The organism is Mucilaginibacter pedocola (assembly GCF_002013915.1).
GTDB classification, from domain to species: Bacteria; Bacteroidota; Bacteroidia; order Sphingobacteriales; family Sphingobacteriaceae; genus Mucilaginibacter; species Mucilaginibacter pedocola.
In genome coordinates this window covers 1-24,588 of the sequence record NZ_MBTF01000010.1, presented here as the reverse complement: position 1 = coordinate 24,588, position 24,588 = coordinate 1, and the positions used below count along the sequence as shown (strand labels likewise).

The following is a 24,588-nucleotide window of genomic DNA, read 5'->3' as shown; positions in this document are numbered from 1 at the left end:
TTAAGCCGGCATCATTGCCCAATTTGATAATTTTATCCTTTTTTTAATCTTTTAACTTCTGCCGCTTTTGTATGACTATCCATAGCGGTATGGCTCTTAATGGCTATTAACACATCTATAAATTAGTTGTTTTTCAGGCTTTTGTATTAATAGGTAATTGATTGCTTAATAGTTTTATATCTTTGAGTTCTATTACTGGTGGCGTCCGCCACTAATTGTGATAAGGTTTAGGTTAAAAGCCCGATACGGCGAGCGTATCGGGCTTTTGTATTTATAAATCAATCATGCAATGTATTTAAGAATCACTCTCGATTTAGAAACTTACTTCTTTATTAATTTCTAATTTATGCTATCCCACAAATGGTGCATTTTCCATCATAACTCCTATCTGATTAACGTCCCGTTTAGCAGCTAATTCTTTTAATATTATCTCTAACTTGGAATAAGTCGGCTACTCTACTTCTATCATTATCTGTATCCAGTCCTTGAGTTTACATTTTTTTAGGGTATAACATCTGTCCTTTTTTTTAGTCTTCCTTAAAGAAGATATAAAAACGAAAGTTGAAAAGATTGTAATATTGATTTTTACTTTCGTTTAATTTTCGTAATCGTAAGATATATGCTGATAGCTTTTTAATATTTACAAATAGTGATCTCAATTTTCTTACAATTCTCAATTGTTAGCGCTGCATTTTTTTCCAATAGCTAAATTATCGTTTGATAAGATGCTTACTTTTTTGTTTTGATATATTGTTATGTCGATAAATCGACGTAAACTTGTGTTTGGTTGTAGGGGATTAGACAATCTTTTAAACTTAGTAGCGATAAAATTAAACCTAAATTTATTATCAATTATGAGCGAAGAAACTTATAGCATTATTTTTCAAGACGCTACAACTGCTGAAGCTAATAAACTTGCAACAGAACTTCAATATTTCTTGGATCAAACTGTTAATATTAAATCAACGATTACAAAAGAACGCATTGATACTCAAGATGCTGGCACAATATTGATAGCCGCTTTAGGCACCTCCGCTGTCACGACCCTTATAAAAGGTCTGATGAATTGGTTATTAAAAACTCAGAGCCGAAAAATCACGATTAAGAAAAATGGTGAAATCATCGGTGAGAACTTAACTAGTAAAGATATAGAGCGAATACTCGACCATAACAAATAAATTGCAGTGGCGCTTGATCCAAAACGTACGGCAGTTATTTTGCTCGGAGCATCAACATTTCCGAAATCTGCATTTCAACCTAGCGAAGCTTTTTCTGTGGCAAAAAATAGAATAAGGGATTATTTTGCACAAAAACTTGAAGTACCGAACAGCAGTTTTCTAGATCTATTTGATATAGATTCCACAGTGGATGAAATAGATCAACAAATCAGCGCATTTATAGGCGACAGGATAGAGTCAGGGGCTGAAGATATATTTATTTATTATGTAGGTCATGGCGCCTTTACGACTACTGATAACTCATTCTACTTAGCTTTAAAAGGTACAAGGCAAGAAAATCCGAGTGTTTCCGCTTTGACTATTCGACCTTTTGCCGAAACCATTAAACGTGCAGCAAAAGCAGTTAGAACTTTTATTATTTTGGATTGCTGTTTTGCCGCTTCTGCCGGCAAGGCATTTATGGGTGCAGATGTTTCTGTTCAAAATCAACAATTGAGAGATGCCTTTGCAACGAGAGGTGTCGCAATTCTCTGTGCAGCTTCCCAGGAAAGCCCAGCCTTTATCGTGGAAGAACGAAAAATAACAATGTTTACAGAAAGCTTTAATGAAGCATTGCTAAATGGGGACTCAAGTATATCTAATAAATATCTATCCCTAAGGCAGATTCATGAGTTGACTTATAGGAATATACAGAGCTTTAACTCTAACGATACTGTTCGGCCAGAAATAGTAACCCCAATTCAAACGCATGGGGATATCTCTGAAATACCTCATTTTGAGAACTTTGCATTTACTGGTGCCAAATATGATATTGTTGCCCATAAGCGGCTTGTAGAAGAGGCTATTATGATAAATAATCTTGTTCAACTTGGCAATTCATTCATCGACTTTGTAAGGAATTTTGATGAAACCGAAACTTTTAATAAAGAAAGCATTTTACTATGTTCCGAATGTAATGATCTGATAGAAGAAAAAGGTGAGATTGATCGTTTGGAATATAAAGCACGAAGAACTGTAGCCTACAATAGAGTGTTAGAAATTATTGAGGAAATCTTGAAACAAAATGTTTTATCAAAAGCATCATGACGGTAAAATATCCAGTTATAAATGACGAGGCTAATGAGGTGGTCAATTCCCTACAACTTGACGTCGTGCAAGGATATGCTGGGCTTATTAGATTCGGAGAAAAGTACAAGGCCAATTCTAAAATACAAGCTAAGATTATTTTACTCGGATCCGAAATTTCGGAAGCATTGAGTGAAAATGGAGGGTTGATCTTACTCGATACTTCTAAACTTGAATATATTTCGCAAGCTACCAAATTGCTATTCGAAATCGTGGATACCTTTGATGAAACCGCGATGAATGATTATAAGATAGAGAAGGTTAGATTGTCATTCATTGACAAAGCGAAAAGTGCCTCAGTTTATCAATGTAAAAATATTACAAGAAAGTTAGATAACTTTTTTATTCATCCTATAAGTTTTGAGTTAAAGCTAGGGGAAATTACTAGTGTAGTTGGTCAGAATGGCAATGGTAAATCTACATTGTTGAAAATTATAGCTGGAGAACTTGGAATAGACGAGGGAAGTCACATATATCCTACATTTTCACCTAATGGTCTTAACTGGATCAAAATCAAACAACAGATAGCATATATTCCACAAGATATTCGTGAACCGGCTAAGTTTAACAGTAAAAGAGATTATATTCATTTTACTGTAGGGGCTAAGGGAATAACAGGGAAAGAAAATATAGAAAATGTTGAGTACATAATCGCCAGGCTTGGCTTGAAGAAATATCAAGACTATCCATGGGGAAAATTATCAGGAGGATACAAATTGCGGTTCGAACTAGCAAGGCAACTTGCATGGAACCCCCAGTTATTAATCATGGATGAACCATTGGCTCATCTTGATATCAAAACACAGCAACTGTTTTTGGATGATTTGCGGAAACTAACAGATTCATTAAAATTCCCCATGAGCGTAATCTTATCTTCACAAAATCTGTATGATATAGAGAGTGTTTCTGACAATGTTATATTCTTGAATCAAGGGAAAGCCGTTTACAATGGATCCGTGGGAGCAATCAGCAACACAATTGGTTATAATAGTTTCTTGTTTAAAACTACTTGTTCACTAACAGAACTTAAGAACATATTGACGCCATTAGCGAAGCATATAAAAGAAATACGTGCAGATCATGGTGAATTGATGCTAATAACCTCACAATTAATAACCGGGAAGGTATTGTTAAATAAGATGATAGAATCCGACGTTGCAATAACTTATTTCCGTGACACTAGTAATTCTAGCAGAATTTTTTTTGAAAATGAAATTGTATAGTCCTTGGGCGCTTTTAAAGGTAATAGACAACTATTTGTTGATACATACCCCTACTTTATGGGCAACAAAATTACACTACCTAATATTCAATGGATTATTTTGGTTTTGTATCATATATTTTGGGACGGAACGCCTGCCAGTTGATTACGAAAGTATCGTTGACCCGGAATACTTTATGATTTTTTTATCTTTAAGTGCGTTATTTTTTTTTCTAGTTTGGCTTTTCGATACACACATACTTAGTTATCAAAAATTTCATGGAATAACGGGACCCATGTACTTTTTAAAAGTACTGCTTACTGTTTATATTGCGCTGTTTATTACTGCACTGGCTTTCGTTTTTCCATACAATGGATTTGTTAATAAAGTGCATAAAAAATACGTAGATGACTCATTGCCTGTACTTAACCTTGAAAAATTTAAAACTTTAATTTCATATAATTTGGATATCCTAAAAAATCCAGATAAAGATTATTTAGAGAGAGGAAAGCGGCCAATAGACATTCAATTAGATTTTGGAACATCGATGTCTGACAGCTTGCATAGCTTTAGAAAATCTTATTCAAGTTTTGTGAACAATCAACATGTCGTTGAAACTTATTTGACACAAGCCAGCCTTGGAATAGATTCGTTTACAGTGTATTCGGCGAGGAATTTAATGATTCCACATTTTAGTAAATGGGCTTCACCAAACTTGGCGAATTCCTTATATCAGATTAATTATGAAATTTATAAGCAAAAAGTTATAAAATCAAATCTGTATAGAGATAGCATCATTGTGAAGACTTACTATGGGTTAAACAAAGCAGGCGAGATAAAAAATACTTTTTCTTTTTACATTTATAAAAGCCCATTTAGTAACTATTATAGATATTGCGATTCATCTGCTATTCATGCTAGCTTGCTTATCGACGAAATGATAGTGGTAATGAAAGAAAAAAATGCCTTAAAGCGTATGGAGAAACTTAATATAATGGTAACCAAGATTCAACCTATAGGGCAAATTTCATATATCGGTTTTTACATAAGCTTCGGCATTGGTTTAGCTATCGCGATTTCCGGTTTTTTTAGAACATTTTTTTTATCAGATGATCTTGCTTTACCAGCAATGCTTTTACTTATGAGCGGTTTGGCTTTAGGATTATTTTACCCTAAAGCAGGTTGGCTATTGATAACTCATCCTAAATATATACCTATTATATTTATTGCATCTTTTTCTTTTGTATTTTTAATGAGTACACGTTCTAACAAAAATGTATTCATTACCGCTGCAGTTGTTATCGTATCATTATTGCCATTATTTTTAATAATATTGATGATAATCACAGCCGCTGTTGATATTAGGTCAAGTCAGAATAGTGTATTTTACTTACAGATTATTGGGAACTCTGCTTTGTTTTTGAACACGGCTGTAATTGTCCTCATATTTTTTCCATGGTTTATAATGAAAAGCTTATATAGATTTTCAATTTTACCAAATAAGTAAGATAACATTTGGGCTGTTATGTAAAGCCGCTATAAAAAACTATTTTCTAGATTGTTAGCAATTATAGCCCAATAAAGAATCAATTTAAAACCGCCTCAGTTCATTCAATAATATTTATCAGCTGCAAGCCGAAAAATGTAATCATTTGGTATTTCTAATTTTCTTTATGGAAATCGAATAATTCAGTTAGTTCTATTTAAAAAGCCGAAGTTGTTCTTCTTAAGATTCAAAATCGAACATCTTCCTACCATTTTGAATATTCGATAAGTTGATGATGTTCAACATCAGTTTATAGAGCAAATTGCTAAACTCCGTTTTTCAGTTCAAAGAATATCGACTCTTAGCCCTAAAACTTAATATAAGTAGGAGATTCTTGTTAAAGAGAAGTCTCCCCCTTTATCACCTCCATCGGGTCAAACTCCAGCTTAGCAGCCAACTCCGCTAACGATATCTCAAATTTAGGATAATTAGCCTGCCCTGCGCCGTCGTCATTATTAGGCATCCAATAACAATGCACTTCGCCATTGTATGCGGCGATCTTCCAATATACCGCCGGAAAGTTCACTTTTATTTTGCCGTCATTGATGACATCCTGGCTGCCCCATGTTCCCGCCCAAACTTTCACCGTGTCATATTTACGTGCCATGGCCCGGCACATATATTCCGTACCTAGTTGCGTGCCGGCATTCTGGCTTTGGTATTCCATAGCAATGTTGAACGTGTAACGCATTGAGGTGTCCATTCCGCCGGCCGACCAAGAATAGTCATCGGCAGAGGCTACATGCCCTTTGGCAATAACATTTTTGGGGTTTATTTTACGGTAGATTTTATTGGCAATGCTGAATATTTTCGTCTCATTAGGGAAGCCTTTAACAGCTTTAAAAGGATATTTTGCCCGATCTATTTTAGTGGTCTTATTCGCTTTTAGGCTGTCCGCTATTTCCAGTTGCCGTTTGGTGATTACATGATAAACAAGTATTGGATTATGCTTGGCAGTATCGGCTATACTGATATAATATTTGTTTACCCACACCACACAATTCGCACATAGGTCTGACTTAACAATGTCCTGAGCATGGCAAATTAAGGATAATGCCGTGAACATAGCTAATACGGTAAGCTTTTTCAAGTTGTGAAGTTTAGGTAAATATATTGCAAAGTATTAGAAAAGAAATCTCTACTTAGGGGAAACTACCCTTTTTTAGAAGTAATTTTTCAACCTAAAATTACACATATCGTGCGGTTCAACTGTTTAAAAAGATGTGGTATTTACCCTTCATGAAACCCTTCCGCTTCAGGATTAGTTTTTGTGATTTTGCAATAATCAACTTCCAATGCCTCACAAACTTCTAATAGTGTCGAATACATGTAATCTCTTCTCGCGTTTTCTATGCGACTTACTTGAGCCGCATTTATGCTGCACCTATGAGCAAGTTCGTCTTGAGTCCAACCTTTTTTGATTCTTAAAAATCGTACATTCTTCCCAATAGTTTCATATTGCTTAAGAAACTTTTCTTTCATTAAGTCAATCTCCGAACCAATGCAAATAAATTTCTTGTCAATATTGACAATAATGTTTTTATTTGTTACCTTTAAAAAACTTTCGAGATAGATAGTTATCATATATAAAATTGGTGTTTCATAACAAAGAAACCTTGCTTTGACAGACGTTGGAAATCTAAAAGCACGCGAGGTTACGGTGAATGAGATGCCCATTTATCCTATATTTGTAGGGTAATGGGCTATTCCCGTATGCGTGCTTAGGAGGCTCACGCCTCCGCCTTTCCAACGAGGTGTCATTGCGTACGGGAATAGCCCATTTTTGTGAGGCTTGCAATGTGGACGCTATTTTAACCTAATCCACAGTAATGGAAGCCGTATTTGTAAAGAATAATTCCTATGAACCGATTTTACCGCCTGATGCTGCGGCCAGGGCTTTTTTGCGCCTTTGGCCTGTTGAGAACGTGCAATCGGTGCTGTGGGAAGTTTTTGCATTGGCATCCCTGGGCGGGCTTGGGGGAAGATCGGTGATGGACCCTGATGTGTTGCCTGCTGAAGATGTTGCCTCGCTCTTCGATCAGTTAATAGCCCTTGTTAGCGCGCTCGGGGCCGCGCAAGAGCCGGGCGGGGCGCACTTATTATCACCGACAGGGGAGGAGCCACATGAATAGCGGCACCATTTCTCCCTGGTTACTGGTCATCTGCCCGCCGGAGTGACCTTATTCCCTTTGATTCTTAAGGCTGCTTAATATTATCATTCCCTATGCGTATTTGATACTTTTTTATCTGGCGCTGCCTTAGCTTTTACTTTTTTTCTCACTACTGATCTTTTAAAAATGAAGCCAAAAATATGCTTCCTGGCCGTGCTATGCCTTTTTTTCCGGGCAAGCGCACAGGAACCCCAACTCAAAATATACGCCGAAAATATCACCAAAGGCGGTATCTCCGTCGGTGAAAAGGTACCCGATATTCATCTTTCGGGTGTCCGTAATTTAAAGCTTAACGGCAAACCTGTAACGGAACTGAACCTGTCCGCTTTTAGGGGCAAGCTGCTGATACTCGATTTCTGGGCGACATGGTGCGCGCCCTGCCGTACGATGGTGCCGGTGATGGATTCGCTGCAACGCGTGTTTGGCGAAAAGGTGGTTTTCCTGCCGGTCACCTATCAGAAAGAAGCGGTCGTGGCACCGGTGCTTGCGGCTATGCAAAAGTACAAGCCGTTCGATCTGCCTGAGCTTACCGGGGACGTAGCTTTGCATAAGCTTTTCCCGCACCATACACTGCCGCATTATGTATGGATCAACGGCGGGGGGACCGTAGTGGCGATAACGGAATTTACGGAGGTGAACGGGGCTAACATCCGGGCTATGTTGCAGAACGGCGCCACATCGCTGAGTGAGAAAAAAGATCTAAAGGTGCCTTTCAGCGACGACAGGCCGCTGTTTATTAACGGTAACGGGGGCGATGGCGCAGCGGTGCTTTACCACCGGGTATTCTCTGGGTACGTGCCGGGCTTACCGCCGGCCCTGCATATCAGCGAACCGGAACCCGGTAAGCCGCAATCTTTCTCGGTCCGCAACCTGCCCTTTATCTGGTTTTGCCGCCTGGCTTTCAAAGAGCATGACAGGTGGTTCCCCCGCGCCAATATCAGGTTGCTGACGAAAGATACAACCCTCGCCACCCCGCAGCCTAAACCGGGGCAAAGTACGGATGCCTGGCTGGCCGAAGGAAATGGTTTCTCTTACGAGTTGCTGGCGCCGCCGGGCACAGGGGATAAGGCTTTCGGCATGATACAGGAAGACTTGCGCAGGTTATTCCCGCAGTGGCAGGTTACCGTAGAAGCGGTCAAAACCCGCTGCCTGGCACTGGTGCGGACTGATTCGCTTGACCGGTTGAAAAGCAAAGGCGGGACGCTCATCACCAATGTAACGCCCTTTTCCTGTGAACTGCAGAACGCCCATTTATCACAGCTCATCATGCGGCTGCAGGCGCAGTACCTGCAACGGTCGCCCATACCTGTCATCGACCAGAGCGGCTACGACGGCCGCGTTGACCTGAAATTTACCGGCAAACTCAGTGATGTTGCCTCCGTTAATGCAGGGCTGGCGCCTTACGGGCTGGTCCTGGCAGAACGGGAAGGGATCGCCGACATGATGGTGATCCGCGATACACCTGTTAATTCCTCAAAACCTTAACCCGCCTTATCGATGAAAAAACTTTATTTACTCCTTTTTGCCATTTACTTTCTTGCCGGAGGCACTTTAGCTGCCGCGCAGGCACCCGCCCTGCGGGGAACGGTGCTCGATGCCGAAAAGCACCCGGTGATGGGTGCAAACGTTGCGCTGTTAGGCACCCGCTATGGTGCCGTATCCGATGCCGCCGGGCATTTTACGCTGGACGCACCGGTTGGCGAATACCGGCTGCGCGTATCGTTTATCGGTTTTAAGCCCTATGAACTGGGCGTCAGGCTGCCCATGGCCGATACCGTAACGGCTGTATTGCAAAGCAACAGCAACAGCCTGAGCGAGGTGACGATATCGACGGGTTACCAGCAAATACCCAAAGAGCGCGCCACAGGCTCTTTTGTTGCCGTGCCCCGTACCTTATTGGAGCGCAGCGTTTCTACGGACATCGTAGACCGCCTGCGCGACGTCGTGCCCGGGCTGAGCTTCAACCAAAATGGCAGCCGTTTATCTATCCGTGGCCAAAGTACCTTGTTCTCCAATGCCGACCCGCTCATCGTGGTAGACGGCTTTCCCTATAACGAACCTATCGAAAACCTGAACCCGAATGACGTGGAAAGCATCAGTGTGCTCAAAGATGCGGCTGCCGCATCCATCTGGGGCACGCGCGCAGGCAATGGCGTTATCGTTATCACCACCAAAAAAGGCGGTTTCAACCGCCCGATTGCCATTACTTTCAATAGCAATGTTCAGGTAGGGGAGCGTCCCGCGCTTTTCAGCCTTAACCGCATGAGCAGTGCGGATTATATCGGCATTGAAAAACGGCTTTTCAGTGAAGGCTATTTCGACGGTACGGAAGCCGCCGATAACCATTTACCCTTATCGCCCGTGGTGGAGCTGTTGATCCAACAGCGTGACGGCGGCCTTAGCGCGGTGGAGGCCGATAAGCGCATCCAGGCGCTATCTGCCATCGACACCCGTGACGACCTCCTGAAATATTTCTACCGCCTGTCCGTCAAACAACAGTACGCCCTGAGCGTGGATGGCGGCGCAGCTTTGAACCGCTATTTCTTCTCCGCCGGTTACGACCGTAACCTCGATAATGAGGCAGGTAACGGTTTTAACCGCGTTACGCTGAATGGGAGTCAAACCACCCGTATTGGCGGACGGCTGGAACTCAGCACCGCGCTGAACTTTACCCGCACGGCTGCGGACAAGAACAATCCTTTTGGCCTTACGTGGAACCGCGGACAATTACTGTTTCCTTATGCCCGGCTGGCCGGCCCCAACGGCGAGCCTTTAGCTGTCACCAAAGACCTGCGCCAAAACTTTGTGGATGCTGCGCCAGGTGCAGGGCTGCTGGACTGGAATTACCGCCCCCTGCAGGACCTGCGCCTTTCTGATAACCAAAATACGCAAACTGCTTTCCGCCTGAATACCGGGCTGAAATACCGCGTCCTGCCCGGGCTGAATGCACAGGTACTCTACCAGTATGAACAAACCCAAACCTCCGGGCGGGATCACCAGCCGGCCGAAAGCTTTTTTGCCAGGAACCTCGTCAACCGCTACACGCAGGATGATGGCAGTGGTACACTTACCCGTACCATCCCCGCCGGAGGTATACTGGACCTGGCGAACAGCGCCGCCGCCAGCCATGACGGGCGTGCGCAACTGGATTACGAGCACCTGTTCGGCACCAAACATGAATTGACGGCGCTTGCCGGTTACGAAGTACAAAGCCTGAACGTAGCCGGCGATACTTACCGCCTTTATGGCTACGATAATGTTCACGCCAGTTCCGGGCCTGTGGATGGCGTTACGCCATTTACCTATTACGATGACCTGAACAACAGCGCACCTATCCCGCTTAACCAAAGCAATAGCAGCGCTACCGACCATTACCGTTCGTACTATGCCAACGCTGCCTACACCTACGACGGGCGCATTACCTTTTCGGCCAGTGGCCGCCTCGACCAATCCAACCTTTTCGGTGTGCGTACGAATCAAAAAGGCGTGCCGCTTTATTCCGCCGGGCTGGCCTGGAATATCGCTAAAGAGGCCTTCTACCATATGGCATGGCTGCCCGAACTCAAGCTGCGCGCCAGCTTTGGCTATAACGGCAACAGCAACAAGAGCCTGTCCGCTTACACCACCGCCAGCTACTTCGACGGCAGCGATGCGCTGACGGGTTTGCCTTATGCAGGCGTGATCAACCCGCCGAACCCGCAGTTGCGCTGGGAACGCGTACGCCATATCAACTTCGGGCTGGATTTCGGGGCTCTTGATGGCCGCCTTTCCGGTAGTTTCGAATACTATTTCAAACGCGGTATCGATCTGATCGGGCAGGCCGGCTTCGCGCCCTCCACAGGTATTACCATTTTTACCGGCAATACCGCGACGGCCAGCGGCCATGGCCTCGACCTGAACCTGGAAAGTAAAAACATCACCGGTAAATTCAACTGGGTAAGCAACTTTTACCTGAGTTACGTTACCGATAAGGTAGTGGCCTATAACCGGCAAAGTACTGCGCTGTCCTACCTCAGCGATGGCAGTATCGGCGGTTATGCGCTGAGCGGGCGACCCCTGTATGCCATTTATAGTTACCGCTCAGCGGGGCTCGACCCGCAGACCGGGGACCCGCAAGGGTACCTTGACGGAAATATCAGTAAAGATTACGGCGCGATACTCGCGGCGGCCACACCGGATAACCTCGTTTACCACGGGCCTTCGCGCCCGCCCGTATTCGGCGCTTTCCGCAATACCTTTACGTACGGCAACTGGAGCCTCTCGGCTAATATCAGCTATAAACTGGGGTACTACTTCCGGAGGAGTTCCATCCGCTACGGAAGCGACTACGGGCTGGCCGGGCAGAACGGGGATTATGCCATCCACTGGCAACAGCCCGGCGATGAAGCCCGTACTGTTGTGCCATCCCTGCCTGCGGTGCCTGATACGCAGCGTGACCAGTTCTATGCCTATTCCTCGGCGCTGGTGGAGAGCGGCAGCCATATCAGGCTGCAGGATATCCGCCTGGCCTGGTCCCTGCCCAAATACAAACTCCAGGTTTATGCTTATGCCGCCAACCTCGGCATCCTCTGGCGGGCCAACAAGGCTGGCCTGGACCCGGACTATGCCAATACTTACACCGTTCCCCGCACTATTGCCGGCGGCATACGCTTCACTTACTAAATCTTACGGACATGAAACGAACTGATAAACTGATAACGATCTTCCTTTTGCCGGCTTACCTGTGTTTGCTTTTGTCCTGCAAAAAGGATTTCCTCGATACGAAGCCCAATAAGGCGCTGCTGGTCCCGGAAACGCTGGCTGACCTGCGTGCCCTGCTGGATAATGCGCAGGTTTTTAACCAGTCGCCTGCATTATTTAATAACGCTGATGGCGACACCTGGGTGAACGATGCCGGTTTTAACGGCTATTTCCTCGAGCAGGAGCGGGGCAGCTATACCTGGGCGGCGGATATATTCGGCACCGAAGCGGCAGGCGACTGGAACGTGCCTTACCAGCAGGTATTCTATGCCAATATCGTTTTGGAGGGGCTGGATAAGCTGCCCGCCGATACGGCCGGTGCTGCGGAACGCAACGCTGTAAGGGGCACGGCCTTATTCCACCGCGCTTTTGCTTTGTATAACCTCGCCCAGGAGTTTACCCTGCCCTACAACCCGGGCACGGCCAATACGGATCCGGGTATCCCCATCCGCCTGAACAGCGATGTGAATGAAAAGGTAGGGCGGGGGAGCGTGGCTGGCACTTACCGGCAGATATTACAAGACCTGCTGAAGGCCCGGATGTTTTTGCCTGCTACGGTGAACTATAAAACACGTCCCGGTACCGCTGCTGCCTTTGCAATGCTCGCCCGTGTTTATTTATCCATGTCCGATTACGGGCATGCGGGCAGCTATGCTGATTCCTGTTTACAGCTATCGCCTGCTTTGTTAAATTACAATAGCTACAGTACGACAGCAACGCGCCCTTTTCCCCGGGCGCTGCCGAATAGCAACAACGAGGTACTGTTTTATTCCACCGCGTTGTCTTATACCTTCACCGGCTCGGCTTCACCAACAGTGGCAGATTCCCTGTTATACCGTTCCTATGCGGACAATGATCTGCGGAAGGTGCTGTTCTTCCGCACACTTTCGCCGGGCTTTAAATTCAAAGGGAACTACGCCGGTATCATCGCTTATTTCTCGGGTATTGCAACGGACGAAATGTACCTCACCCGGGCGGAGTGCCTGGCGAGGGAAGGGAAAAAAGATGCCGCAATGGCGGGCCTGAATACGCTGCTGTCCACCCGCTGGAGGCCCGGTACCTATGTGCCTTATTCGGCAGCTACGGCCGATGAAGCACTGGCGCTCATCCTAAACGAAAGGCGTAAGGAACTGACCGCGCGCGGCACGCGCTGGGCAGACCTTCGGCGGCTGAACAGCGATGCGCGATTTGCGGTTATGCTGACGCGTAAGGTGAGGGGCAATACCTATACGCTGGAACCCGGCAGTAAACGATATGCGTACCCCATACCCAAAGAAGAAGTTCAACTGAGCGGTATTGCCCAGAATGAACGGTAGAGGCGCAAAAAAAGGCCGGCGCTTTTTAGCGCCGGCCAGGGGGAATGAGGATGGAAGGCCTACTGGGCAAAGATGCCCGGCTCGATGTTCGTGCCGGCAACGGTACCCGGGTGGGCATCGCCCGCCTGGTTGTTCGGGTCAACATCCGAAGGGAACTGTGCGGTGCAGGTCTCCGAAACGCCGGTACAGGTGTAATCAGCGCCTTTTGTCTGGCCGGTCACTTCCACGTACTGGCCGGTCGAGCGGTTCAAGCCCCATTTTTTGTTGAGGAACGGCTTTGGCGTAACCGAAGCGAACGCGGCACCGGTACCCAGGATCAGGGCCAGCGCGGCCATTTTAACTTTTAAATTTTTCATGATGCAGAACGTTTTTCAAATCAAAAACGAACGAAAACTTTTAGATGTAAAAAATTGCCTACTCTTTTCGAAGGTTTTCGGCTTTCCCCTTTTGGACTATAGCGATCAGGTTCAGGCAAACAAAGCTGAGGTTAAAGGCCAGGTGGGTACCCCAGCCCATCCGGCGCAGGATGCCGCCGCAGGAACAGGGCACCCGGTCCCAGAAACCGAGCAGCACCAAAGCGATATACCCGCTGAACAGCATGAGCAGGGCCAGCGAAAGCCACAGCCCGTAGCTTTCGCTGCGCGGAAACAGCAGCAGGGCAATAGCCAGCAATTCCGAGGCGGGAACCAGGTAAACCAGCGCTTCGGTGGCCTCTCGTGGGAAATTCTGGTTCAGCATCTCCCCGCGGAATTCATCGAATTCCGCCAGCTTGCTGATGGCGGCATAAGCGTAAAGCAGGATCAGCAAGGCTGGAATGACGGAGCGGGCAAAGGTGTTCATGGTATTTCGTTTGGTTACCGGCAAAGTAAAGGCGCCGGCGAAAGCCAAAACAGTATGAAATGGGTAGTATACCCTTTCGGGAAGGAGCGGGCATATGGATTATAAATTCCGGGAGGAGTTGTTTTTGAGGGCGCCTGCTTACAGCTTTGCAGCTTACGACCCGGGGCGCTTACCTGAAGTTCTTTTGGATAAAGCCTTTCAGGATGCGGTTTACCTGGCCAGTCCCGGATTTTACCGGGTGCTGGAAACCAAAGCCTTTGAGCATGGAAAACTAAATGGTAAAGAGCGCCATACGGCTTTGAAGTATTATAACCGCATGTCCTTCCGCCCGGTACCTTACGGTAGTTTTGCTTCCTTCACAAATTTAAAATGGGACAAAAGTGGTACTACGCAGTTAAAGGCAGGCCGCAGTAAAGGCAAACTGCATTTGCTGCCGGATATGGAATTCCTGCAGGCTACCGGTGCGGAGGCATCGGGTAAATTAGCATTGAACCCGCTGCTTTACCGGGTAGGCGGGCAATACCGGTATATCCGGTCTATCCCCCGGGGAACAAAAACTTATGAATTTGTACTGGGTGCTATTGATGCAGAACCCTATTATGAGGGCTTGTTCAAATTCCTTAACGGCCGCCTGGCCGGTATCGAAGAGCTGATTGCCTATACCCGCGGTATTACCGGCTGCGGCGAAGAAGAGGCGGGCGGGCAGCTGGAATTCATGATCAGTGAACAAATCTTATTACTACCGCAACAGCGCTCACCGATCGGCCAGGCGGCGGGGCACCGGGTCGCCAAAGGTAGCGTCGTTAAGCTCGCCCGGAAATATTGCCCGCAAGTCGGGGAGGCTATTCCCCGCTTTTATACGGCATTGGAACGGCCCCTGCTGTCGGGAGGCCCCGCGTTCGCGGTACAGGATGCCCTCGGTAACGCAATGGTGCTCCTGCAAAAGCTATCCGCACCACTGGTACCTGCGGCCTTGCAGGAATTCACAAAGGCCTTTGAAGGGCATTTCGGGTTGCAGCAGGTCCCCTTATTGGAAGCGCTTGACCCGGATACCGGCATTGCCTACGGTGGCTTGGCCGGCGTTGGTTTAGCGGGAGGGCTGGATGGCCTGCCTTTTCCAGTTGCGGAAACGCCGGGTGCCTCCCTGCACTGGACGCACGTACACCGCTATTTGTTCGCGCGCTGGCAACAGGATGCGGGCCGGGACAAGTATGCACCTGTCCAATTGGATGCGGATGATACCGCCTTGCCTGCGGGCGCTGCCCTGCTTCCCCCGAGCACCAGTATCGTCTTCCGCGAAACCGAAGAATATATCCTGCTGGAACAGGCCGGCGGGGCCACCGCCACGGCCATGGCAGGCCGCTTCAGCCCCTTTAGTGATACTACCCGCCGGCTTTGCCGGTCTATCGCCGCGCAGGAACAGGCCGCCAATCCGGGTATCGTTTTCGCAGATATCGGGCAGTTGTCTGCGCTCCACACCGATAACATCAACCGCCGCCGCCCAATTTACCCTTACGAGATACCTCTTAATGTGCAGTCATCCATGCCGGGTTCGCGGCAACTACTCCCCGGGGGGCTTTACCTGAGTGTACGTAATGGCGAACTCCTGTTGTTTTCAAAAAAACTGGATAAAAGGGTCATGCCCCGTCTAGCCACCGCTTATAACCACCGGAACACCCAACTGTCGGTTTTCCGCTTCCTGTGCGACCTGCAATACCAGGGTACCCAGGCTGCCCTGGCCTTTGACCCGGAGCAATATTTTCCGGGACTGTCCTTTTACCCCCGGTTCTACACCGGCCGGGTGATCCTGAGTTTGGCCAAATGGCATTTTACCCCGGCCGAATTAAGGCCCTTGCTAAATGCCGGCAGCGAGGAAGCCCTCCGCTGCTTCCGCCGTGAATATGGTTTGCCGCAACGGGTGCTGCTGGGGGGCGGGGACCAGCAACTGGCCTTCGACCTGGCCCACGCCCCCGAAGCGTCCTTTTTCCTGGAATGCCTGAAAGGGCAGGGGCAGGTTACGCTACAGGAATACCTGTTGCCTGGACGCAGCGTCAAATGCGGGTACGAGCCTTTCGCGGGCCAGTTCCTTGCCTTCCTGCATAATGGCCGGGCGTCCTACAGGCCCATGCCAGGCCACGTCCCGCAGTCCGGCATGCCTCGTGCTTTCCCGCCTGGCAGCACCTGGCTGTACCTCAAACTGTATTGCACGCCGGTATCCGCAGAACGCCTGTTAACGGAAGTGTTCCGCCCAGTGCTATCCGCCCAATCCGCCAGGCTTGCCAACTGGCACTTCGTGCGTTTCACCGACAGCGGCCACCATATTCGCCTGCGGGTGAAAGTGAAGGCCGGCAGTAACGTCTCGTTTATCGAAAGCCTGCAAAAGGCAATCCGCGAGGCCGGGCTGGAACACCTCGTTCAGGAATTCCGGGCGGACACTTACCGGCCCGAACTCGAACGTTACCACCCGAAACTGATGGAACTGGCGGAAGATGTTTTCCGGGAAAGCAGCGGGCTTGCGATAAGTTTTATAGGCATGGGGGATACGCAACGCTTTCATTTTGCACTGGCCTCTGCCCATGCCATGATCGTGGCCTTCCTGGAAAATGACGGTGCAGCTTTTTGCGAAATCATGGCCGAAAGCTTTCTGCAGGAGCACCGGGCAGATAAAGCGCTGAAAATAGCGCTGGGCAACAAATTCCGCGGCCTCCGGAACCTCTTGGGCGGTACCCCGGTAAAGGAGCCGGCCTTTCACGGCCTTATTGAAACGATGTCCAATATCCGGGATGCGGCTACATCGCTGGGTGCACAGGCAAAGCAGGAGCTGCTGGGCAGCCTCGTGCATATGCACCTCAACCGCTGTTTCCCTGCCGAGCAGCGCAAACAGGAACTGCTGGTATACTACAGCCTAAGCAAATATTTACGTTCTTTGACAAAACGCCTTCAACCGTAACAGACCTAGCTGTTGCGCTTGCTGATCAGCAGGTAAGGTTTCATTGCCGACATAAAAGCAGCTGAATAGGCCCGCCCGACGGGAATGGCCGAACCGTCGTGCAGCTTGACCTGGCCCTGCTCCATGGTACGGATCGCCCGCAATGCCACCACGAAGGATTTATGCACCCTTGCGAATTGCCCCGCAGGCAAGTGCTCCAGCACTTCTCCTAGTGTAAGGTATGCCGCAACTTTTTCCTTGCCCATATGCAACTGCACATAGTTGCCCAGGCTTTCGATAAAATCGATATCGGCGGTATTGACCCGGCTGAATTTGCCTTTCAATTCTGTTTTTACAAAGAAAAACCGGCGTTCTTCCGACGCTGCCCTGGCTTTATGAAGCCCGGAAGCCTTTTGTACAGCGGCCAGGAACCGCGGGTAAGCGATCGGCTTTAACAGGTAATCCACCGCGTTCTTTTCAAAGGCCTCTGGCGCATATTCGCGGAAAGAGGTCGTGAAAACCACCATTGTCACCCCATTCACCAGCGAGGCGAAGTCCAGCCCGTTCATATCGGGCATATCCACGTCCAGGAAGGTGAGGTTAGGCGGGGCCGCGCTATTGAATTCGGGCAAGGCCTCCGGCGCGCCGGCATATACTCCCTGCAGGCTTAATCCGGGTGTCCTGTGGATATAGGCCGCAAGCAGTTCACGGGCGTGTGGTTCATCATCGATGATCAGGCAAGTTAATTCCATCAGTTAAGTGTTATGGCCAGTTCCAGTTCGAACCAGCCGCCTTCGTCTTTCGTGGTTAATGTATAGCCGCCGGGATAAGCAAAGTCCAGCCGCAAGCGTGTATTCTGTAACCCTAATGCCCGGTTACGGGCCATTGGGGGCACTGCCTTTTTGCGGTTGCGCGTCCGGAACAGTAGCCGGCCATCGCCGTTTACTTCAAGGCGGAGCAGGGCAGGGGCTTCCGCATTCCGCAGGTCGCCATGCTTGAACATATTTTCCGCCAGGGTCAGTAAGATCATCGGGATGATGCGGTAACTGCCGAGATCGTTTGCTATTTCTACCCGGATATGCAAAGCGCCGTCAAATCGAAAACGGTTGATCTCCAGCAAATGGCCCAGTTGTTCCGCCTCCCTGGCCACGCTGGCTTTGCCATCTGCCTCTGCCGCATCCAAACCGAAACGCAGGATATCGGAAAGCAGCCAGACACAATGCGCTGCATCCGGTGAAGAACGGTATACATGGGTATGGATGAAGCCCAGGGCATTGAACAGCATATGCGGGTTGACCTGTTGCTGCAGGTAAGCGTTCCTGCTTTCCGCGAAACGTGCGCCCAATTCCGCAGTCTCCTTCTGGGCCAGCAGTTCCGCTTTTTCGGAAGCTTCCGCTTTCCTGCGGTACCCCGCGATATTTCCGCCCACCCAGTAAAAGGTCGACAGAATTATGAGGTAGCAATTTCGCATAACGTTTAAGGGCAGATACTTTAGAGCACTTTGTATGCGCGCTGCGAAGGTGCTGTTCCCTGCATTGATAAAGAGATCCATACCCACTTTTAATGTTAAAAAAAACAGGAAGTTCAGCAGGAACAGCCCAGCACCTGTCCAATATGCAGCCCGCCTGCGCGTGAAGGTACGGGTTAGTACATATGCATGGGCATAGAACAGGCCGATGTTAACGCTGTAGTAAACTATATAGTTCGCGAATGGGAAAAAAGGTTGCTGCGTCGCCAGCATTGCGCTCATTTCATAAGTGATGTAGAGCGCCCAGCAAAACAGGTGCAACCAAAAGGCCCTCCCCAGAATAATAGAACGGGCGCGAAGTTTTGTGGGATATTTCATGCATTTATGGTGTTGGACATGCGGAAACTGCGGTTCGTGTAATAAAGTCAGGTTGAAGACAAGATAAGGATATTTTAGTAAAAACAATAAAAACCATGCAAGAACCCAAAAACAAATTACCAAAAAAACAAGCCGTAGCCCTTTACCAGTTCCTCCCTATGAACGGCTTACCGCAACCGACCAGTAATGACCCGACTTCGACATCAATGACCACCGTCCTTACCACTACCCATATTTTTAAGGGTTAAAGTAATCGATTTTAAGCGGCCTGCCGGTAACAAGGCGGCCGGCCGCTTTTATTACCCTGAGTACTGAACATGCAAAGCCGCAGAAAGCGTGGCCTCTCCAATTAATTTAAAGACCGAACATGCTTAAAGATGAGTTGGCCCGGCTAAAGAGGCTTGCTGCGGAAGGTGAGGCATCCCCCTTCGCCGGAGAGTGCATCCGTATTGCGGAAGCATGGCAGAGGGCTGCTTTCAGTGATGCGGGAGGCGAAGCGCTGCAGCGTTATTTCCGTTTTCATTTAATTGGCCTCAGTGAACTTTCTTCCGCGTGCGCAAGTGGCGAAATGCAGGGCGGGTTGATTCGCCTCCTCTCCGGGCTCTGCCGTTACTACCCGGTCTTTTTTGACCATGATGTGGCTGCGCCAAAATTGTTCATCGATCACATCGTTTTGGAATGTGCGGGTGCACACGCACAACTGGCGGACAGCCTGGCCAATGGCCCATGGCCCCAAAGTTTAGGTACTTGTTTGTTAAGCTACCTGGACAGCGTCCGTGCCGCGGATTCAATGGCCTATGGTGCGATCGGCTATTACCGGTATTTCCTGGAAACACTGGCGGGTGTCCGTTGCGAAAAACGCATGCGCAGCATGCTGATCGAAATGAACTTTAATCACCTGGGGTATTTTGCCAGCCTGCAGGCCTCATGGAACGACTCCACTGATCTTCGCGGAACGCTCGCGAATTACGCCGGCCAACCGGTACAGTCCCGCTATATCTACCATCCCGGCTGGCCCTCCCTTAAATCAATGGCTTGCGGCTGGCTCGAAGAAGCCGTTAAATTATCGTGCAGGCCGGAATTGCCTGCGCCAAAACTGCCATTAAACCTCTCGGTAGCACACCTGGCCTACCTGGCCCGGCTATTCCAGGAAGAGGGGCTGCTGGGGAACACGCCATTAAACACCATATTTAAATTTCTCTCCGCAAATTACACTACAAAGCGGCAGCCAGCTATTTCTCCGGGAAGCCTGAGTAAAGAATATTACAGCACGAGCCAGCAATCTGCGGCACGCGTCCGCGGTTTACTGCAAGCCATGCTGGCGCGCGTGAACCGGGCTTATTTTCCGGTACTCGTACTTATCGATCTTATGTTGTTCTATCAATAAACGTCGAAGCCCGGGCAGCAGTAGCTGCTTTGTCTGTCTCCCGGGGAACGCCCATTTGTTCAAAGCGAGGATTAAATCCGTCCTGAAGTTAACGGCCCGCTCCGGGTAAAGGCTGCAAGTGTTCCAATAGCCCCTTTTCCTCCAAAAAAGAACTGAGTTCCGCAAGCCAGTGGTACGAAAAATTCTCATCTTCCAACAATCGCTGAGGCCCTTTTTCTATAGCCTGGCGAAGTGTGCCGAATCCCATCAACAAGGAACGTTCAACGAAACTTTTGCTTAGCCCCAAGCTGGCTATGGGCAGGTCAATGAGGGCAGTGTTGTCCATTTTAAATTGAATTTCAATGGTAAAGATAAAAATATATACTTAAAAGATGTTGCTTTATAAGTAGTTATTCATGCGCAGTGTTTTGTTTTATTTTACAGCAAAGGATTGCGGGATATGTCAAAAGAGGCTTTAAAATATAACCAGAGGCTTTTAGGCCAGCGGATCAAGTCGATCCGCATCAGCCAGGGTTATACCAGCCATGAAAGCTTCGCTAACGAACATGATATTTCCCGGGCACAGTACTTCCGTTATGAAAAAGGGATGAATATTGGCTTCGACAATTTGTTGAAAATAATAGCGGCGTTCAAAATGACACCGGAAGAATTCTTTAGTGCAGGGTTCGAGGGTTTGGACCTTGAATCTATAAATAGCAAGCATTAAAACTATTGGTGATTTGCAGGCAGGACTTTGAAAATTGTGCTATACGATTGATATGCCGGGGGGGCGGCATCGGGGCTCATGTTGATAAACCTGGCATTGATTTTGTCGGCAGCAGATCCGTAAGGTTATCTCCAATCACGGTCAGCCCGGTTTTTCCTATGTAAAATAGTTTCGAGCATTTGCTTATTGATATTATTTTAATATTCTTTTTGCCTTGAACATATTTGCCGCTATCTTTATACCGTAACCTTTAGTACTTATCACGTATGGATCCCTACACTTTTAACGTTCTGCGACGATCGCCGGTGCTTGTTTCGGCGGAATCAAATATTTTCACTGCAAATAGCGTTCGCCGCTAATTACCGATCACTTTTATAACCTCCTTATCATATGCTAAAAAAGACCTTTATTGCCGGCCTTTTGCTTTCTTTTGCGTGTTCGCTGGCTTTTGCCCAGCAGGGTATCAATGCCCCCGCTTTAACCAATGTTTTACCACCCGCACCCAATGCTTTCGAGACCACGAAGTATGCGGGGCTGCCCGTTAATATGTCCACGGGCTCGGTAAGCGCGGCTATACCACTTGGCGAGATCACTGCCGGTCGGGTTAAGGTGCCTGTTAATTTATCTTACAACTCGGGGAACGGCATTCGGATGAACCAAATTGCTTCGCGGGCAGGGACCGGTTGGGTACTGAATGCCGGGGGCGTTATCTCCCGTTCGGTTGCAGGAGTGGCGGACGAGAATTCGAACTGGCTGCCTTACCCAACTGATACTTACGGATCTGATTACCGGTATTTTTTATATAATGCCACTTCGGGTTCTTCTTTGTACGATACCCAAACAGATGTATTTAATTTTGATTTTAATGGTTACAGCGGGCAGTTTATCCTCGACCCGGCGCAACGGACCAAAGCGGTGCCTTTAGCAGCCACGAACCTGAAGATCGAAACAAATTTCCACCAGGAAATCCCGGAGGATTGGACCATCAAGATAACTGATCCGGAAGGGACTAAATATTATTTCGGTGGCACTCAGGCTACCGAAACCAGTAAAACCGTGCCGCAGGGTGCAGGTGAAGATTGCGGGAAGAATTTTAATTTACCCAATGCCACGGCCTGGTACCTTACCAAAATACAGCATTACAGCGGCGAGCAGGTATTGTTCACTTACCAGCCAATCACCTTCGATTATGTAGCGGATGTAAGCCAGACGCTGATCCGTACACCGCAAACTACCTTAAGCACGGTATCGTGCCCCGGCAGCCCTACAGTATGCAGCAGCCGTAACGAAAGCCAGATATGCGGTAGTGTGCTTCGCAGCAACGGTGTAATATTGTCATCCATCACCGGTTCTTATTCCAGTGTTGATTTTGTTTATATCGACAGGCTGGATGTGCCGGGCGACAAGTTGTTGGATTACGTGGCCTTTAACGGTTCCGGAATACTGAAGAGTTACCAGCTTTCCTATATCTACGGCTATAATAATAATTACACCAATACGTTTGCGGGTGCCAGCACGGCCAACCGCCCATACCTGAAAAGCGTAATCAAGTACAATACCGGCGTTCAGGCGCAAACGCACCGGATGAATTACTATAACATTAACCAGCTGGGCTCCAGGCTGTCTTTCGCACAAGATTATTGGGGCTATTTTAATGGTGTAAACAACAGCTATTTGGTGCCGCCAAGCCCCGACCCTACAATTACTGCGAAATTTCCTTCGGGCATGGCCGACAGGAACCCCAACGGGGCTTATTCCTATTTTGGCTTATTAAGCAAAATTACCTATCCATCCTATGGCACCGATAGCCTGGAGTACGAACCGAATACGGTTTACGAAACACGTGTGCCGGTATTGCCCCGTGTTAACCTCACTAAATCAGCCACAGGCTTTGGTAACAGCGGCGAAACTCCCGTAAGCCAGGCCTTCAGTTCAGCCAATGCACCCATTACGATATCCATGTCATGCACCTATAGCGGTTCGGGCATCGATGACCAGATACACCAGCATGCCATCGTGGAGGTTTTATATGCCGCTACCAACCAGGTAATGTGGAGCAACCAGATCAATATCGGGCAAAGCTACAGCGGCACGCTGCCTAATGCTTCGGGAGGGGATTTTATTTTAAGGGTGCGTTCCTTCGGTGCGGCCGCAGTATCCAGCGCCACTGTAAATTATCAGCCGGTGGCTGGCGGGGTTACTGCCAACTATCAGGTAGGCGGCGTGCGCCTTGCCCGGAATATCAGTACCCCGCTCACGGGTAAAACGCTTATTAAAAGATATGTATACGCGTCGTTAGCGGCTCAAACCCAGTCTTCGGGCCGCGTGATGCAAAAGGCGGATAATGCTGATTATTACGGCATACAAAAAACAAGCAGCTGCCCGGGCGGTTTATGCCAATACTATATAGCCAGTTCCAGCCCCAACCGTTCATTGAATTTTTATTCGGGCGGGCATATCGTTTATAAACAGGTTATTGAGATGCAGGGCGACCAGTGGGCTAATGGCGGGGTAGAGCATGAATACTTGTACACGTTTAATAATTACGGGCAAATTATCACCGGCGACACTATTCCAGGTACGCCGATAGAGAACTATGGGCTGACCAATGGGCTGGAAAGGCAAAGCGGTGCCTTTTTTGTAAATGGCGGATCGGCAGGCGCCTACACCTGGAAAATAGTAAAAAACGTAACTACACATTATGTAAACGACCCACGCCTGCAGGTTAATTACAGCAGTAACGTGGTACGAAGAAATTTTGATCCTGGTTCACCTATTGATGCTGCTTATTTCCGGCTGGATGCTTTTGATGTTTCGCGCTACAAAACTTATGTACAATGGATATATGCCGATACGGTAACAACCACCAATTACGACCTGGAGGGCAATAATCCTGTGAGTAATTACCAGGTGAACATCTACGGCAACCCCGCCCACATGCAGGTCACCGAGCAAAAAACGGGGGGGAGCGATGGTATTGTACAGCGCGTGTTATCAAAATACCCGCACGAAATGGTTGCCGATGGCGCAGGGGCACCTTACCCGGCTATGATTGCCGCCAACCTGGTAGAAAAAAAGATAGAGGACGATTATTATAAGGACTTAACTTTCCTGCAAGCGGTAAAAACCGATTATGGCGATTGGGGGAACCAGGTATTTGAACCTGCGGGCATACAAACCAAAGCTGCCGGGGGCAACTGGGACCCACGCATTGTGTTCTATGGCTATACCACCAGCGGTGGCCTGCAAAGCCAATCGAAATACCTTGGGCCTAAAAGTAGTTACCTGTGGGGTTACGACGGCTTGCTGCCTGTTGCCGAAGCAAAAAATGCTGCTTACAATGAAATTTTCTATGACGGCTTCGAGTCTAATACTTTGGTGCCAACGTCCGAGGCCCACACGGGCACCCGCGCTAAGTCTGGGGAACATACGGTCAATTTTAGCCCGCCGGCAGGTAAGAGCTATTTTATCAGCTGGTACGAATTGGTAGCCGGTAAATGGGTTTACAAGAAGGAAGCCTACACAGGTAGTAAAACTTTTGATGCAGTAAGTGGTGTTTACCGCGATGATATTTGCATTTATCCCACCGATGCACTGATGAG

The 24,588-nt window shown here is 48.1% G+C and carries 20 protein-coding genes; 13 read left to right on the top strand and 7 right to left on the bottom strand.

Annotation, left to right across the window (positions count from 1 at the left end; genetic code table 11):
* Positions 1 to 854 precede the first annotated feature (854 nt).
* Genes BC343_RS11715 through BC343_RS11700 form a run of 4 tightly spaced genes read left to right on the top strand, consistent with a single transcriptional unit; the run spans position 855 to position 5,012 of the window.
* Positions 855 to 1,178: a hypothetical protein gene (locus tag BC343_RS11715; RefSeq protein ID WP_143822159.1), complete on the top strand. Its 324-nt coding sequence runs from the start codon at positions 855 to 857 to the stop codon at positions 1,176 to 1,178.
* Positions 1,179 to 1,184: 6 nt separating this feature from the next.
* Positions 1,185 to 2,264, top strand: a complete 1,080-nt coding sequence (locus BC343_RS11710) for a caspase family protein (protein ID WP_078347975.1) — start codon at positions 1,185 to 1,187, stop codon at positions 2,262 to 2,264.
* Positions 2,261 to 3,526, top strand: a complete 1,266-nt coding sequence (locus BC343_RS11705) for an ABC transporter ATP-binding protein (RefSeq protein WP_078347974.1) — start codon at positions 2,261 to 2,263, stop codon at positions 3,524 to 3,526. The genes BC343_RS11710 and BC343_RS11705 overlap by 4 nt, the downstream gene beginning before the upstream one ends.
* Positions 3,477 to 5,012, top strand: a complete 1,536-nt coding sequence (locus BC343_RS11700) for a hypothetical protein (protein ID WP_162276857.1) — start codon at positions 3,477 to 3,479, stop codon at positions 5,010 to 5,012. Before BC343_RS11705 ends, BC343_RS11700 begins: the two co-directional genes overlap by 50 nt.
* Positions 5,013 to 5,388: 376 nt before the next feature.
* Here the strand turns inward: BC343_RS11700 and BC343_RS11695 are convergent, their stop codons facing one another.
* Both BC343_RS11695 and BC343_RS11690 read right to left on the bottom strand, forming a co-directional pair.
* Positions 5,389 to 6,141: a DNA/RNA non-specific endonuclease gene (locus BC343_RS11695; protein WP_078347972.1), complete on the bottom strand. Its 753-nt coding sequence runs from the start codon at positions 6,139 to 6,141 to the stop codon at positions 5,389 to 5,391.
* 140 nt (positions 6,142 to 6,281) lie between these two features.
* On the bottom strand, positions 6,282 to 6,635 hold the full coding sequence (locus BC343_RS11690; protein WP_162276856.1) for a helix-turn-helix domain-containing protein: 354 nt from the start codon (positions 6,633 to 6,635) through the stop codon (positions 6,282 to 6,284).
* A 245-nt stretch (positions 6,636 to 6,880) separates the two neighbouring features.
* Between BC343_RS11690 and BC343_RS11685 the strand changes: the two genes are divergently transcribed.
* From BC343_RS11685 to BC343_RS11670, 4 genes are all read left to right on the top strand, one after another.
* Entirely contained in the window at positions 6,881 to 7,183 is a 303-nt protein-coding gene (locus BC343_RS11685) for a hypothetical protein (protein WP_078347970.1), read from the top strand.
* A gap of 165 nt (positions 7,184 to 7,348) precedes the next feature.
* Positions 7,349 to 8,707 (top strand): TlpA family protein disulfide reductase, encoded by a 1,359-nt coding sequence (locus BC343_RS11680; protein ID WP_078347969.1) that lies wholly within the window; start codon positions 7,349 to 7,351, stop codon positions 8,705 to 8,707.
* Between the two features lie 12 nt (positions 8,708 to 8,719).
* The gene (locus BC343_RS11675) at positions 8,720 to 11,884 is read left to right on the top strand and encodes a SusC/RagA family TonB-linked outer membrane protein (protein WP_078347968.1); all 3,165 of its coding nucleotides are present in this window, start codon (positions 8,720 to 8,722) and stop codon (positions 11,882 to 11,884) included.
* Positions 11,885 to 11,895: 11 nt separating this feature from the next.
* Entirely contained in the window at positions 11,896 to 13,278 is a 1,383-nt protein-coding gene (locus BC343_RS11670; protein ID WP_078347967.1) for a RagB/SusD family nutrient uptake outer membrane protein, read from the top strand.
* Between the two features lie 59 nt (positions 13,279 to 13,337).
* On the opposite strand, the gene BC343_RS11665 is transcribed toward BC343_RS11670, so the two are convergent.
* A complete protein-coding gene (locus BC343_RS11665) occupies positions 13,338 to 13,634 on the bottom strand; it encodes a DUF6520 family protein (RefSeq protein ID WP_078347966.1) in 297 nt (98 codons plus the stop codon).
* A 58-nt stretch (positions 13,635 to 13,692) separates the two neighbouring features.
* Positions 13,693 to 14,118 carry a MauE/DoxX family redox-associated membrane protein gene (locus tag BC343_RS11660; protein ID WP_143822157.1) on the bottom strand — a complete coding sequence of 142 codons (426 nt, stop codon included), beginning with the start codon at positions 14,116 to 14,118 and terminating at the stop codon, positions 13,693 to 13,695.
* Between the two features lie 94 nt (positions 14,119 to 14,212).
* Here BC343_RS11660 and BC343_RS11655 point away from each other — a divergent pair, with 94 nt between their 5' ends.
* Entirely contained in the window at positions 14,213 to 17,068 is a 2,856-nt protein-coding gene (locus BC343_RS11655) for a lantibiotic dehydratase (protein WP_078347964.1), read from the top strand.
* Between the two features lie 5 nt (positions 17,069 to 17,073).
* On the opposite strand, the gene BC343_RS11650 is transcribed toward BC343_RS11655, so the two are convergent.
* Entirely contained in the window at positions 17,074 to 17,799 is a 726-nt protein-coding gene (locus tag BC343_RS11650) for a LytR/AlgR family response regulator transcription factor (RefSeq protein ID WP_078347963.1), read from the bottom strand.
* The gene (locus tag BC343_RS11645; RefSeq protein WP_078347962.1) at positions 17,799 to 18,893 is read right to left on the bottom strand and encodes a sensor histidine kinase; all 1,095 of its coding nucleotides are present in this window, start codon (positions 18,891 to 18,893) and stop codon (positions 17,799 to 17,801) included. Before BC343_RS11645 ends, BC343_RS11650 begins: the two co-directional genes overlap by 1 nt.
* Positions 18,894 to 18,988: 95 nt before the next feature.
* Between BC343_RS11645 and BC343_RS30995 the strand changes: the two genes are divergently transcribed.
* Positions 18,989 to 19,141 carry a hypothetical protein gene (locus tag BC343_RS30995; RefSeq protein WP_156088748.1) on the top strand — a complete coding sequence of 51 codons (153 nt, stop codon included), beginning with the start codon at positions 18,989 to 18,991 and terminating at the stop codon, positions 19,139 to 19,141.
* 119 nt (positions 19,142 to 19,260) lie between these two features.
* Positions 19,261 to 20,280: a hypothetical protein gene (locus BC343_RS11640; protein ID WP_078347961.1), complete on the top strand. Its 1,020-nt coding sequence runs from the start codon at positions 19,261 to 19,263 to the stop codon at positions 20,278 to 20,280.
* A gap of 88 nt (positions 20,281 to 20,368) precedes the next feature.
* On the opposite strand, the gene BC343_RS11635 is transcribed toward BC343_RS11640, so the two are convergent.
* Positions 20,369 to 20,605, bottom strand: coding sequence for a hypothetical protein (locus BC343_RS11635; RefSeq protein ID WP_078347960.1), 237 nt, complete (start codon positions 20,603 to 20,605; stop codon positions 20,369 to 20,371).
* Between the two features lie 114 nt (positions 20,606 to 20,719).
* Here BC343_RS11635 and BC343_RS11630 point away from each other — a divergent pair, with 114 nt between their 5' ends.
* Entirely contained in the window at positions 20,720 to 20,986 is a 267-nt protein-coding gene (locus tag BC343_RS11630) for a helix-turn-helix domain-containing protein (RefSeq protein ID WP_078347959.1), read from the top strand.
* A 390-nt stretch (positions 20,987 to 21,376) separates the two neighbouring features.
* Positions 21,377 to 24,588 (top strand): hypothetical protein (locus tag BC343_RS11625; protein WP_078347958.1); only part of this gene is annotated, 3,212 nt, incomplete at its 3' end.

Bases quoted from the DNA above. Each gene is read 5' to 3' on its own strand.
- BC343_RS11715 (WP_143822159.1), top strand. From the start codon at position 855: ATGAGCGAAGAAACTTATAGCATTATTTTTCAAGACGCTACAACTGCT.
- BC343_RS11705 (WP_078347974.1), top strand. From the start codon at position 2,261: ATGACGGTAAAATATCCAGTTATAAATGACGAGGCTAATGAGGTGGTC.
- BC343_RS11690 (WP_162276856.1), bottom strand. From the start codon at position 6,635: ATGATAACTATCTATCTCGAAAGTTTTTTAAAGGTAACAAATAAAAAC.
- BC343_RS11685 (WP_078347970.1), top strand. From the start codon at position 6,881: ATGGAAGCCGTATTTGTAAAGAATAATTCCTATGAACCGATTTTACCG.
- BC343_RS11680 (WP_078347969.1), top strand. From the start codon at position 7,349: ATGAAGCCAAAAATATGCTTCCTGGCCGTGCTATGCCTTTTTTTCCGG.
- BC343_RS11675 (WP_078347968.1), top strand. From the start codon at position 8,720: ATGAAAAAACTTTATTTACTCCTTTTTGCCATTTACTTTCTTGCCGGA.
- BC343_RS11670 (WP_078347967.1), top strand. From the start codon at position 11,896: ATGAAACGAACTGATAAACTGATAACGATCTTCCTTTTGCCGGCTTAC.
- BC343_RS11665 (WP_078347966.1), bottom strand. From the start codon at position 13,634: ATGAAAAATTTAAAAGTTAAAATGGCCGCGCTGGCCCTGATCCTGGGT.
- BC343_RS11660 (WP_143822157.1), bottom strand. From the start codon at position 14,118: ATGAACACCTTTGCCCGCTCCGTCATTCCAGCCTTGCTGATCCTGCTT.
- BC343_RS11655 (WP_078347964.1), top strand. From the start codon at position 14,213: ATGGATTATAAATTCCGGGAGGAGTTGTTTTTGAGGGCGCCTGCTTAC.
- BC343_RS11650 (WP_078347963.1), bottom strand. From the start codon at position 17,799: ATGGAATTAACTTGCCTGATCATCGATGATGAACCACACGCCCGTGAA.
- BC343_RS11645 (WP_078347962.1), bottom strand. From the start codon at position 18,893: ATGAAATATCCCACAAAACTTCGCGCCCGTTCTATTATTCTGGGGAGG.
- BC343_RS30995 (WP_156088748.1), top strand. From the start codon at position 18,989: ATGCAAGAACCCAAAAACAAATTACCAAAAAAACAAGCCGTAGCCCTT.
- BC343_RS11640 (WP_078347961.1), top strand. From the start codon at position 19,261: ATGCTTAAAGATGAGTTGGCCCGGCTAAAGAGGCTTGCTGCGGAAGGT.
- BC343_RS11635 (WP_078347960.1), bottom strand. From the start codon at position 20,605: ATGGACAACACTGCCCTCATTGACCTGCCCATAGCCAGCTTGGGGCTA.
- BC343_RS11630 (WP_078347959.1), top strand. From the start codon at position 20,720: ATGTCAAAAGAGGCTTTAAAATATAACCAGAGGCTTTTAGGCCAGCGG.